The following is a 12119-nucleotide window of genomic DNA, read 5'->3' on the forward strand; positions in this document are numbered from 1 at the left end:
CCGGTGCACTGACGATAGTCCAATCATTTGATAAGAGGAGAGTTTTATTATGGCAGGTATGGTATATCTGGTCGGGGCGGGTCCTGGGGACTACCGCCTCATCAGCCTCAAGGCAGTGGACTGCCTGAAGAAGGCCGAGGTCGTCGTCTACGACCGCCTCGCGGATGACCGCATCCTCGGCTGGGCGCCGCGCGATGCGGAGTTCATCTACGTCGGCAAGGCCTCGAGCCACCACACGATGAAGCAGCCGGACATCAACCAGCTGCTCGTCGACAAGGCAAAAGAGGGCAAGACGGTCGTGCGCCTCAAGGGCGGCGACCCGTTTGTCTTCGGCCGCGGCGGCGAGGAGGGGCTGCTGCTCGAGGAGAACGGCCTGCCGTTCGAGGTCGTGCCGGGCATCACGTCGGCCATCTCGGTGCCGGCCTATGCCGGCATCCCTGTCACGCACCGCGGCATCGCGACGTCGTTCGCCGTCGTCACGGGCCATGAAGACCCGACAAAGGGCAAGAGCAACATCCGTTGGGACAAGCTCGCGACGGGCGTCGACACGCTCGTCTTCCTCATGGGCGTGGCCAATCTGCCGCACATCACGGCGGAGCTCATCGCGAATGGCCGTCCGGCTGATACGCCGGCCGCCGTCATCCGCTGGGGCACGAAGCCGGAGCAGGAGGTCCTCATGACGACGGTCGGCAAGGCCGCCGAAGATGTCCAGCGGACGGGACTGAAGCCCCCGGCCATCTTCATCGTCGGTGAGGTCGTCAAACTGCGCGGCAAGCTGCAGTGGTTCGACAAGCTGAGCCAGAAGCCGTTCTTCGGCAAGACGGTGCTCGTCACGCGCGCGCGCAGCCAGGCCTCGAAGCTCACGGCCTGCCTCGAAGAGCTCGGCGCCCGCGTCATCGAGAAGCCAGCCATCGCGATTGCCGTGCCCGATGACGGCTATGCGGCCGTCGATGCGGCCATCGCGAAGCTCGACTCGTATCAGTGGCTGATCTTCACGAGCACGAACGGTGTCGAGCGCTTCATGCAGCGGCTCTTTGCCGCAGGCAAAGATGTCCGCGCGCTCGGCTATGCGAAGGTCGCGGCCATCGGCCAGACGACAGCAAAGAAGCTCCAATCATACGGCATCTGCGCCGATGTCGTGCCGCAGGAGTTCCGCGCTGAGGGCATCTTAGAATCGCTCAAGGGCAAGCTGCCGCCGCATGCGAAAATCCTCTTGCCGCGCGCCGCTGTTGCGCGCGAGATCCTGCCCGAGAAGCTGCGCGAGCAGGGCGCCGAAGTCGATGTCGTGCCGGTCTATCAGACGGTCATGGCAGAGACGAGTGAGGAGGAGCGGGCAGCTCTTCGCGAAGAGCTCGAGAACGGTGCGATTGACTTCGTGACGTTCACGAGCTCCTCGACCGTCGTGAATCTTGTCAAGCTGCTCGGCGGCATCGAGCCTCTCAAGGGCGTCAAGACGGCCTGCATCGGCCCCGTGACGGCCGAGACAGCCCGCAAGCACGGCATCGAGCCCACTATCGTGGCCTCGCGCTACACCATCGAGGGCCTCGTCGAGGCCATGCGCGAAAGCCTCGCCTGAGAGAGAAGCACTTCATTCTGTTTTGCGATTGCCATGGCAGGTATCTGCCAGACATCTATGTATTTAGGAGATGTTGTTGTTATGTATAACCAGAAGCTTCGTCCGCGCCGCATGCGCATCACGCCGGCCATGCGCGCCATGGTCCGGGAGACGACCCTTTCCGCAAAGGACTTCGTCTATCCGATCTTCGTCGTCCCGGGTGAGCATGTCAAGGAAGAGATCCCGAGCATGCCGAACTGCTACCACCTCTCGGTCGACAACGCCGTCGAGCTCGCCAAGGAGATCGCCGCGCTCGGCATCCCCGCTGTCGAGGTCTTCGGTCTGCCGGAGTACAAGGATGCGGATGGCTCTTCGGCCTGGGATCCGACGAGCCCGGTGCAGCGCGCCATCAAGGCCATCAAGGCTACCGTGCCAGAGCTCATGATCGTCGGCGACGTCTGCCTCTGCCAGTACACGACGCATGGCCACTGCGGCCATCTCGAAGGCCATTACGTCGACAATGACAAGACGCTCAAGCTCCTGCAGAAGGTCGCCGTCTCGCAGGCTGAGGCCGGTGCCGACATCATCGCGCCGTCTGACATGATGGACGGCCGCGTCGCCGCCATCCGCGAGGCGCTCGACGAGCACGGCTTCCAGAACGTCTCCATCATGAGCTACGCCGTCAAGTACGCTTCGGGCTACTACGGTCCGTTCCGCGATGCGGCCGACAGCGCGCCGCAGTTCGGCGACCGCCGCCAGTACCAGATGGACCCGGCCAACGCGCGCGAGGCGCTCAAGGAAGTCGACCTCGATGTCATGGAAGGCGCGGACATCATCATGGTCAAGCCAGCGCTCGCTTACCTCGACGTCGTGCGCCAGGTCCGCGACCACATCCATCATCCAGTCGCTGTCTACAATGTTAGCGGCGAGTACGCGATGGTCAAGGCCGCCGCGGCAAACGGCTGGATCGACGAGAAGCGCATCGTGCTCGAGACGCTGACGAGCATGAAGCGCGCCGGTGCGGACATCATCATCACGTACCACGCGATGGATGCGGCAAGATGGCTTAAGGAAGAGGAATAAATATGCTGAATCTCGAAAAATCTCTGGCGGCTTTCAATGAAGCCAAGACGCTCATGCCGGGCGGCGTCAACAGCCCGGTCCGCTCGTACGCCAATGTCGACTGCAACCCGCCGTTTATCGCGAAGGCGAAGGGCGACCGCATCTTCGACATCGACGGCAATGAGTACATCGACTACGTGGGCTCGTGGGGCCCGATGGTCGTCGGTCACGCGCATCCGAACGTCGTCAAGGCGCTGCAGGAGGCGGTGACGCGCGGCACGAGCTATGGCGCGCCGACGCTTCTCGAGTCGGAGCTCGCGAAGCTCGTCATGAAGGTCTACCCGTCGATCGAGGTCATCCGCATGGTCAACTCGGGCACGGAAGCGACGATGAGCGCGCTGCGCCTGGCCCGCGGTTACACGGGGCGCGATAAGATCGTCAAGTTCATCGGCTGCTATCACGGCCACAGCGACAGCCTGCTCGTCAACGCCGGCTCGGGCATGGCGACGTTCGGCGTGCCGAGCTCGCCGGGCGTCACGAAGGGCACGGCGGCGGACACGATCTCGGTACCCTACAATGACGTCGAAGCCATCACGAAGGTCATGGACGAGATGGGCGACGAGATCGCGGCGGTCATCATCGAGCCGGTCGCGGGCAACATGGGCTGCGTGCCGCCGAAGCAGGGCTATCTGCGCAAGATCCGCGAGCTCACGCAGGCGCACGGCACGATCCTGATCTTCGATGAGGTCATGTGCGGCTTCCGCGCCTCGCTCGGCGGCGCACAGGCAGCCTACGGCATCACGCCGGACCTCACGTGTCTCGGCAAGATCATCGGTGGCGGCCTGCCGGTCGCTGCTTACGGCGGACGCCGCGACATCATGATGAAGGTCTCGCCGGCAGGCCCGGTCTATCAGGCGGGCACGCTCTCGGGCAACCCGCTCGCGATGACGGCTGGCATCGAGACGCTCAAGCTCATCACGGCAGAGCCGGAGCCGGGCGAAGCGGACTACAGCCGCATGCTGACGCTCAAGACGAAGAAACTGCTGCTCGGCTGGCTCGAAAAGGCGAAGGAAGCCGGCGTCACGATCCAGGCGCATCAGGCAGGCTCGATGTTCGGCATCTTCTTCAACGAGCATGAGGTCTACAATTACGATGACTCGTGCGCATCGGACCAAGAGGCCTTCAAGGTCTGGTTCAAGAGCATGCTCGAGCAGGGCATCTACCTCGCCCCGTCGCAGTTCGAGACGCTCTTCATGTCCGGCGCACACAGTGACGAAGACATCGACCGCACGATCGAGGCTGCGGGCAAGGCCTTCAAGGCAGTGGCAGAGAGCCGCCGCTGATTTTCTTGCAAAGCCGACGGGACGGGGCTGGCCAACACTGCGCGATGAGCCCCTGCTAAACCGATTTTTTGCCTCAGAATCAACCTTGCCAAAGAGCTAAACGCGCGTTGCTTGAACGACGCTCTTTGGCAAGGGCGGGATGGCAAAAAATCGGTTCTTCACGCAGGGCCTCAACGCTCCGCTTCTGGCCAGCCCCGTCCCTCTGGCTATAGCATCGCTCGTTTTCATGCATACAAAAACGCTGACAGATTTTGCCAGCGTTTTTTTGTGGGATTTGTGCGGCCTCAGTGGTCAATCATGACTTGGCGGCAGGGTGGCAGGGCCCATAAGCGGAGCGTTGCCCGACTGCGTCAGGAATCTTTTTTTACCCGACCAGGACCCTGACAAAAGAGCGTCGTTCAAGCGGAGCGCGTTTAGCTCTTTTGGCAGGATATATTTTAGGGGTAAAAAAAGATTCAGCAGTCGGGTACAGCGGAGTGTTGGGCCCTGCTGCCCTGCCGCCACTGCTGCATCCTAGCGCAGTGTTGTCATCCCTCCCCGGCGGTTCTTGCTAAATTTATCCTATCTCAATCGTATAGCTGAACACCGCTTCTTCGCCGGCGGCGAGGTGTTCGCTGCCTTCACGGTCGGCGAAGTCGCCGTCGAAGTCCTCGTAGTCGGCGTGGCCGTGCCATGGTTCGAGGCAGATGAACGGGGCGCCGCCCTGGCCCGGGGTCCAGAAGCCCCAGTAGGGGAAGTCCTTAGCGATGACGGAGAGCGATTTGCTGCTCTTCGTCGAGCGCAGCGTGACCTTGTCCGATTTGAGATTGTGGTAGGCGAGCACGTCGTCCTTGAATTCCTCGTAGCAGAGCGGCAGCCTCGTGCCTTTGAGCGGTTTCGTGCCATGTGTGCGCAGGTACTGACCTTCTTTGTTGAGCGGCATGTTCGGTGCATCTTCCTCATGGTTGAATTCGAGGTAGCAATCGGAGAATTCCTCCCCGTGCACGATTGGGCAGCGGTAGGCGCCGTGCGCGCCGATGGAGTAGATCATCTCGTGGTCGTCGTGGTTGCGCACCGTCCAGATGACCTTGACCTGTTTGCCGTGGAGTTCATAGGCCACCTGCAGCTCAAACTTCCAGGGATAGCGCTTGAGCGATTCCTCCGTCCAGCGCAGCGAAAAGGCGATGCGGTCCGCCTCTTTCTCGACGAGCTGGAAATCCGAGATGCGTCCGAGGCCGTGGCTCGGCAGCTCGTACGTCTTGCCGTTGACGCGGTACTTGTTGTCTTTGAGCTTGCCGACGATCGGGAACAGCACCGGGGAGCTGTAGCGCCACCAGGTCGGGTCGCCGTTCCAGAGGTATTCCGTCTCATCCTCGCGCTCCTTGATGGAGCGCAGCTCTGCGCCGTGGTCGCGCACCTGCACGCAGAGCTTGTCGTTCTCGATAGTGTAAAGCATTTGAGTCCCTCATTTCTATTTTCTGGAAAATTATCGGTCTCTTTCTCATTCGCGTTAAGGTCAGTCCATTCCTGCCCGATAGGTCAGATTTCTTCGATCGCAAAGTCGGATGGCAGTCGGACTCTTATTCTTGACCCTGCAGAAATAAAGTGGATTGAGGCTTTTGATAAAACCAGGAAAGCGTATACTGGAGAGCGTAATCATTCCCGTGCAGCAAGAGAGGAAGGAATCGACATGGCAGAACAACTCGACAATCGCGATAATCGCTATGAACTCAACAAGCAGCTCGCCCAGATGCTCAAGGGTGGCGTCATCATGGACGTCACGACGCCGGAGCAGGCAAAGATCGCAGAAGAGGCGGGCGCCTGCGCCGTCATGGCGCTCGAGCGCATCCCGGCCGACATCCGCGCGGCGGGCGGTGTCGCGACGCCTGCCGATGCCGCGCTCATGATGCAGCTCGGCGCGGAGGGCGTCTTCGTCGGCTCGGGCATCTTCAAGTCGGGCAATCCAGCCAAGCGTGCCCGCGCCATCGTGCAGGCCGTGACGAATTACGAGGCCCCGAAGGTCATCGCCGAGCTCTCCGAAGATCTCGGCGAGGCGATGGTCAGCATCAACGAAGAGGAGATTGAGCTTCTGATGGCGGAGAGGGGAAAGTGACATGGCGAAGCGAATCGGCGTGCTCGCCGTGCAGGGCGCCTTCGCCGAGCACGAGGCGATGCTCGGCGCGCTCGGCGCCGTGTGCCATGAACTGCGCAAGGCAAGTGACCTCGAGGAGAAGCCCGACGGCCTCGTGCTGCCGGGCGGCGAGAGCACGGTCCAGCGCAAGATCCTGATGGAGAGCGGCATGTTTTCGCCCATCAGATCGTGGATCGGGGAGGGCATGCCCGTACTCGCGACATGCGCCGGGCTCATCCTGCTGGCCGAGCACCTGAGCAACGACGCGCGCACGTGCTTTGAAACGCTGCCAGTCACCGTGCGCCGCAACGCCTACGGCCGCCAGCTTGGCAGCTTCATCGCCGAGGCCAAGGTCCGCCACATCGGCACGATGCGCCAGAACTTCATCCGCGCGCCCTACATCGAGCAGGTCAGCCCCGAAGTCGAAGTCCTCTCCGAGACGGAAGGACATATCACCGCCGTGCGCTATAAAAATCAGCTGGCCCTATCCTTCCATCCCGAAGTCGGCCACGACACGCGGCTGCATGAGGCCTTCTTGCGCATGATATGAGTACTTTTTGAACAGAAACCAAAGAACGCATTTGACAGATTGTCAGATGCGTTCTTTTTTATTAAAGGCATTCTGTTATGTGAAAGTTAACTTTGTCTTGTGGGGGGGGATTATTGTGCTATAATTTCAGTAAAGTTTTATCGAATCGCAAGAATAATGCAATTTTTATTTAAGGGAAAAGCTAGAGAGAGAGGATGTCTCCTATGAATCGAATCTATAAAGTCATCTGGTCGGCCGTGCGCAATACCTATGTGGCCGTAGCCGAGACCACCCATGCCCATGGCAAGGCACATAGCACCAAACAGCAGATTTTCGCCGCCTTAGCCGCAGGCGTGCTTGTCGTAGGCGGGATGAGCAGTAGCGCTTATGCAGCTGAGGGGAAAGTGTTAGCTGGGGCAAGTAATAATGTCGCTTCAGGAGAGGATTCTTCGGTAAGTGGTGGTTTAGGTAATAAGGCCTCAGAAAAATATGCTTCGGTAAGTGGCGGAGCTATCAATACGGCTTCAGGAGAGGACTCCTCGGTAAGCGGTGGTACTAGTAATACGGCCTCAGGAAAGGGTTCTTCGGTAAGCGGTGGTATTAGTAATACAGCCTCAGAAGAGGGTTCTTCGGTAAGTGGTGGTAGGATCAATACGGCCTCAGGAAAGTATTCTTCGGTAAGTGGTGGATGTCAAAATATAGCTTCAGGAAATGATGCTTCGATAAGTGGCGGTAGCAACAATACAGCTTTAGGAGTTTGGTCTTCGATAAGTGGTGGTAGTAATAATACAGTTTCAGGAATTGATGCTTCGATAAGTGGCGGTAGCAACAATACAGCTTCTGGAACTTACTCCTCAATAAGTGGTGGTAGCAACAATACAGCTTCTGGAACTTACTCCTCAATAAGTGGTGGTAGCAACAATACAGCTTCAGGAGGTGGTGCTTCGGTAAGTGGTGGTAGTAATAATACAGTTTCAGGAAATGATGCTTCGATAAGTGGCGGTAGCAACAATACAGCTTCAGGAGGTGGTGCTTCGGTAAGTGGTGGTATCAATAATACAGCTTCAGGAGGTGATGCTTCGATAAGTGGCGGTAGTAACAATACAGCTTTAGGCGGTTGGTCTTCGATAAGTGGCGGCGATGGCAATATTGCCATGGGAAGGGTATCATCAGCTCATGGTGGCACTAAGAACATTGTTATGGAACAATATGCTACATCACTCGGTGGCGAGAAGGGTGTGGCGCAGGGATATGGTTCGGTCATCATCGGTGGTTCGACTGGCAAAGATGCCATTGATGCTGTAGCCATCGGTCCATCGTCTGTTGTTACGGCTATACATGGCACGGCGGTAGGCTATCAGAGCACGACAAACCAGTCTGACACGATTGCGTTTGGCCATGATGCAGATGATGTGTCGGGCTATACAGTGACGTGGCAGCAACGCACGGATACGGATTCAGAGGGCCACATCGTCAAGAATGCCGATGGCACGACGAATGATTACACGAAAGCTCCCACGGTTACAGAGAATAAGTATACTTCTTCCTATTACAACCGCCTCGTCAAAGTTGCAGATGGACAGTCAGCTCATGATGTCGCTACGGTCGGACAGACGGTAGAGCTGGTAGCTGGCGACCATGTCAAGGTTGAAGCGGATACGACAGCGACTAATATGATTGGCCAGCAGCGCAAGAAGATATCCATTCTTACCAATGGAAAAATCGAGAAGGGGAATACGGGCTTAGTGACAGGCGATGCAATCAACACAGCATTGAGCGCAGAAACAACAGCTCGTCAGAATGCCGATACCACCCTGAACAAGCAGCTCACGACAACGAACAAGAATGTATCCGACTTGCAGACCGCGATGAAGCAGAAGGCAGATACGAGCCTGAGCAATCTGACGGATGCCGGCAGGACGGCAGTCAAAGACATCATGAAGGACGATCTGTCGAAGAAAGCGGATGTGTCGACTGTTTATACGAAGACGGAAGTAGACAGTCAAGTCAGCGGCCTGAGAACGGATTTGGCAGGGAAGGCTGATACGAATCTGAGCAATCTGACAGATGCCGGTAAGACCGCAGTCAAAAATATCATGAAAGACGACCTGTCGAAGAAGGCTGATGCATCGAGCGTCTATACAAAGACGGAAGTCGACAGCCAGGTCAGCGGCCTGAGAACGGACTTTGCAGGGAAGGCTGATACGAATCTGAGCAATCTGACAGATGCCGGTAAGACCGCAGTCAAAGACATCATGAAAGATGACCTGTCGAAGAAGGCTGATGCATCGAGCGTCTATACAAAGACGGAAGTCGACAGCCAGGTCAGCGGCCTGAGAACGGACTTTGCAGGGAAGGCTGATACGAATCTGAGCAATCTGACAGATGCCGGTAAGACCGCAGTCAAAAATATCATGAAAGACGACCTGTCGAAGAAGGCTGATGCATCGAGCGTCTATACAAAGACGGAAGTCGACAGCCAGGTCAGCGGCCTGAGAACGGACTTTGCAGGGAAGGCTGATACGAATCTGAGCAATCTGACAGATGCCGGTAAGACCGCAGTCAAAGACATCATGAAAGATGACCTGTCGAAGAAGGCTGATGCATCGAGCGTCTATACAAAGACGGAAGTCGACAGCCAGGTCAGCGGCCTGAGAACGGACTTTGCAGGGAAGGCTGATACGAATCTGAGCAATCTGACAGATGCCGGTAAGACCGCAGTCAAAAATATCATGAAAGACGACCTGTCGAAGAAGGCTGATGCATCGAGCGTCTATACAAAGACGGAAGTCGACAGCCAGGTCAGCGGCCTGAGAACAGACTTTGCAGGGAAGGCTGATACGAATCTGAGCAATCTGACAGATGCCGGTAAGACCGCAGTCAAAAATATCATGAAAGATGACCTGTCGAAGAAGGCCGATGCATCGAGCGTGTACACGAAGACGGAAGTCGACAGTCAGGTCAGCGGCCTGAAAACAGATTTGACAGGGAAAGCAGATGCAAGCCTGAGCAATCTGACGGATGCCGGCAAGACGGCAGTCAAAGACATTATGAAGGAAGACCTGTCGAAGAAAGCGGATGTGTCGACTGTTTATACGAAGACGGAAGTAGACGGTCAGGTCAGCGGCCTGAAAACGGATTTGGCAGGGAAGGCCGATGCGAGCCTGAGCAATCTGACGGATGCCGGCAAGACGGCAGTCAAAGATATTATGAAGGAAGACCTGTCGAAGAAAGCGGATGTGTCGACTGTTTATACGAAGACGGAAGTAGACGGTCAGGTCAGCGGCCTGAAAACGGATCTGGCAGGGAAGGCCGATACGAATCTGAGCAATCTGACAGATGCCGGTAAGACCGCAGTCAAAGACATCATGAAAGATGACCTATCGAAGAAGGCCGATGTATCGAGCGTGTACACGAAGACGGAAGTCGACAGTCAGGTCAGCGGCCTGAAAACAGATTTGGCAGGGAAAGCAGATGCGAGCCTGAGCAATCTGACGGATGCTGGCAAGACCGCAGTCAAAGACATCATGAAGGATGACCTGGCGCAGAAAGCCGACAAATCGACGGTCTACACGAAGGCAGAGACGTATAACCGTACTGAGATTGATGGCAAGGTCAGTGGCCTGACGACGGATATTGCAGGGAAGGCGGATACGAGCCTGAGCAATCTGACGGATGCTGGCAAGACCGCAGTCAAAGACATCATGAAGGATGACCTGGCGCAGAAAGCCGACAAATCGACGGTCTACACGAAGGCAGAGACGTATAACCGTACTGAGATCGATGGCAAGGTCAGCGGCCTGACGACGAATATAGCGGGAAAGGCGGATACAAGCTTGAGCAACCTGACGGATGCCGGCAAGACTGCGGTCAAAGACATCATGAAGGATGACATGGCTCAGAAGGTGGATAAGAGCGCGGCGAATTTGTCGGCAGACGACGTCAAGAACTGGCAGGATAAGTTAGGGAATGGCAATATCGCTCGTGGCGACCATGGCCTGATTTCGGGCGGCAAGGTGTTTGAAGCGCTTCAGGGTGTGGGTAATTACGGCCTGGTCAAGTCCGACGGCAAGGTCGTCAATATTGCCAAAGACGATTCGGCTAAAGTCATCGATGTGTCTGGCGCAGGGACGAATCGAGTGATTACTGGCGTCAAGACCGATGTTCGTGACCCGTCGTCGGCCGCCAATGTGGCGTATGTCAATGGCAATACACAGCAGATCTATCAGGACATGAACCAAGCCTATGGCAGCCTCCGGAATGATATCAGCCGTGCTGCGGCGAGCAGCAATGCCCTGGCGGCATTGAAGCCGATGGAGTTCGACTCCGACGATAAACTGCAGTTCGGCATCGGCTATGGCCACTATCATAATGCCAATGCAGCTGCAGTCGGCGCCTTCTATCAGCCGGACGAGAACTGCATGATGAATCTGGGTGCATCGATTGGCAATGGCAACCCTGGCGTCAGCGCAGGCATCACGATCAAGTTCGGCCCGGGCGGCTCTGGCGCACCGATGCTCAGCAAGAGACAGATGGCGAAAATCATCCAGAACCAGTCGGTACAGTTGGATGAACAGTCTAAGGAAATAGAATCGCTCAAGCAGGAGAATCAGGAGATGAAGGAACAGCTCAAAGCAATCCTGGACAAGTTGAATAAATGATGGCAATCTCTTTGCAGTGGATTGGTTGCCAAAAAGCCCCGGCGCGTAATTGATGCGCCGGGGCTTTTTGCTATGCATGGTTTATTTGATGATGTGCTTGCCGCCGATGTAGCGCGGCTGCCAGTAGGCATTGGACAGGCTGTCGATGCGAACGCCGTGGCTGGAAGCGTGGATGAACTGGTCGTTGCCGAGGTAGATGCCGCAGTGGGAGGGGCCGGGCTCGTAGGTCGTGAAGAAGACGAGATCACCGGGCTCGAGCTGGCTCTTGCTCGTCGTGTACAGGCCGAGGCGGTACTGGTCGTCGGCAAGGCGCGGGATGCTGATGCCGTTCTTGCCGAAGACGTACTGCAGGTAGCCCGAGCAGTCGAAGGCCTTCGGCGTCGCGCCGCCGAAGCTGTAGGGCACGCCGATATAAGACTTGGCCGTCGAGATGATGCTGCTGACCTTGCTGCGCTCGAGGATCGGCTTGTTGTTGGGCACGGTCGGACCGTAGTTCGGCGCTGTCTTTTTGAGGCGCTCGAGCAGGGCTTCCTTGTCCTTGATGGAGCCGTGGTGAATGGATTTCGTATCCTTGAGCGCGCGCCAAGTCGCGTTGTTGACGACGCCGGTTGCGCGCAGGTTGTTGTCTTTCTGGAACTGTGTGACGATGCGCTGCGTCTCCTCGCCGAAGATGCCGTCGATGTCCTTTATCGTGTAGCCGACGTTCTGGAGCTTCTGCTGCAGCAGCATGACGTCGCGTCCAGAGGAATTGAGCTTGAGGACAGGTGCGGCGAAGACCGTGGCAGAGAACAGCACGGAAAAGAGTCCGGCGACGAGGCCGGCTTTGATAAAATGACTCCTGTGCATACGATCGGGTCCT

General features: G+C 57.2%; 9 protein-coding genes and 1 pseudogene. 7 read left to right on the forward strand and 3 right to left on the reverse strand.

Going from position 1 to position 12119, the window contains the following annotated elements:
* Window positions 1-49: 49 nt before the first annotated feature.
* From cobA to hemL, 3 genes are all read left to right on the forward strand, one after another.
* A complete protein-coding gene (gene cobA / locus MITSMUL_RS04540) occupies window positions 50-1576 on the forward strand; it encodes a uroporphyrinogen-III C-methyltransferase (protein WP_005840340.1) in 1527 nt (508 codons plus the stop codon).
* A gap of 81 nt (window positions 1577-1657) precedes the next feature.
* Window positions 1658-2638 carry a porphobilinogen synthase gene (gene hemB / locus MITSMUL_RS04545; RefSeq protein ID WP_040635471.1) on the forward strand — a complete coding sequence of 327 codons (981 nt, stop codon included), beginning with the start codon at window positions 1658-1660 and terminating at the stop codon, window positions 2636-2638.
* A 2-nt stretch (window positions 2639-2640) separates the two neighbouring features.
* A complete protein-coding gene (gene hemL, locus MITSMUL_RS04550) occupies window positions 2641-3960 on the forward strand; it encodes a glutamate-1-semialdehyde 2,1-aminomutase (protein ID WP_005840343.1) in 1320 nt (439 codons plus the stop codon).
* Between the two features lie 556 nt (window positions 3961-4516).
* On the opposite strand, the gene MITSMUL_RS04555 is transcribed toward hemL, so the two are convergent.
* Entirely contained in the window at window positions 4517-5395 is an 879-nt protein-coding gene (locus MITSMUL_RS04555; RefSeq protein WP_005840345.1) for an aldose 1-epimerase family protein, read from the reverse strand.
* A 234-nt stretch (window positions 5396-5629) separates the two neighbouring features.
* On the opposite strand from MITSMUL_RS04555, the gene MITSMUL_RS13110 reads away from it, so the two are divergent.
* The 3 genes and pseudogenes from MITSMUL_RS13110 to MITSMUL_RS13170 form a co-directional block, all read left to right on the forward strand.
* Window positions 5630-6052 (forward strand): beta/alpha barrel domain-containing protein, encoded by a 423-nt coding sequence (locus MITSMUL_RS13110; RefSeq protein ID WP_005840347.1) that lies wholly within the window; start codon window positions 5630-5632, stop codon window positions 6050-6052.
* Window position 6053: 1 nt separating this feature from the next.
* A complete protein-coding gene (pdxT, locus tag MITSMUL_RS04565) occupies window positions 6054-6620 on the forward strand; it encodes a pyridoxal 5'-phosphate synthase glutaminase subunit PdxT (RefSeq protein WP_005840349.1) in 567 nt (188 codons plus the stop codon).
* Window positions 6621-6823: 203 nt separating this feature from the next.
* Window positions 6824-6946 (forward strand): annotated as a pseudogene (locus MITSMUL_RS13170) (ESPR domain-containing protein); the annotation flags it as partial.
* Between the two features lie 545 nt (window positions 6947-7491).
* Here the strand turns inward: MITSMUL_RS13170 and MITSMUL_RS13065 are convergent.
* On the reverse strand, window positions 7492-7755 hold the full coding sequence (locus tag MITSMUL_RS13065; RefSeq protein ID WP_244944626.1) for a hypothetical protein: 264 nt from the start codon (window positions 7753-7755) through the stop codon (window positions 7492-7494).
* Between the two features lie 43 nt (window positions 7756-7798).
* Here MITSMUL_RS13065 and MITSMUL_RS12090 point away from each other — a divergent pair, with 43 nt between their 5' ends.
* Entirely contained in the window at window positions 7799-11260 is a 3462-nt protein-coding gene (locus tag MITSMUL_RS12090) for a YadA-like family protein (RefSeq protein WP_005840351.1), read from the forward strand.
* A gap of 81 nt (window positions 11261-11341) precedes the next feature.
* Here MITSMUL_RS12090 and MITSMUL_RS04575 read toward each other — a convergent pair whose 3' ends face one another.
* Window positions 11342-12106, reverse strand: coding sequence for a C40 family peptidase (locus MITSMUL_RS04575; protein WP_005840353.1), 765 nt, complete (start codon window positions 12104-12106; stop codon window positions 11342-11344).
* Window positions 12107-12119 lie beyond the last annotated feature (13 nt).

Source organism: Mitsuokella multacida DSM 20544, assembly GCF_000155955.1.
GTDB classification, from domain to species: domain Bacteria; phylum Bacillota; class Negativicutes; order Selenomonadales; family Selenomonadaceae; genus Mitsuokella; species Mitsuokella multacida.

What these genes read in the sequence shown, in the direction of transcription:
- hemL (WP_005840343.1), top strand. Translation starts at nt 2,641, where the DNA reads ATGCTGAATCTCGAAAAATCTCTGGCGGCTTTCAATGAAGCCAAGACG.
- MITSMUL_RS04555 (WP_005840345.1), bottom strand. Translation starts at nt 5,395, where the DNA reads ATGCTTTACACTATCGAGAACGACAAGCTCTGCGTGCAGGTGCGCGAC.
- cobA (WP_005840340.1), top strand. Translation starts at nt 50, where the DNA reads ATGGCAGGTATGGTATATCTGGTCGGGGCGGGTCCTGGGGACTACCGC.
- MITSMUL_RS04575 (WP_005840353.1), bottom strand. Translation starts at nt 12,106, where the DNA reads ATGCACAGGAGTCATTTTATCAAAGCCGGCCTCGTCGCCGGACTCTTT.
- pdxT (WP_005840349.1), top strand. Translation starts at nt 6,054, where the DNA reads ATGGCGAAGCGAATCGGCGTGCTCGCCGTGCAGGGCGCCTTCGCCGAG.
- hemB (WP_040635471.1), top strand. Translation starts at nt 1,658, where the DNA reads ATGTATAACCAGAAGCTTCGTCCGCGCCGCATGCGCATCACGCCGGCC.
- MITSMUL_RS13110 (WP_005840347.1), top strand. Translation starts at nt 5,630, where the DNA reads ATGGCAGAACAACTCGACAATCGCGATAATCGCTATGAACTCAACAAG.
- MITSMUL_RS13065 (WP_244944626.1), bottom strand. Translation starts at nt 7,755, where the DNA reads ATGGCAATATTGCCATCGCCGCCACTTATCGAAGACCAACCGCCTAAA.
- MITSMUL_RS12090 (WP_005840351.1), top strand. Translation starts at nt 7,799, where the DNA reads ATGGAACAATATGCTACATCACTCGGTGGCGAGAAGGGTGTGGCGCAG.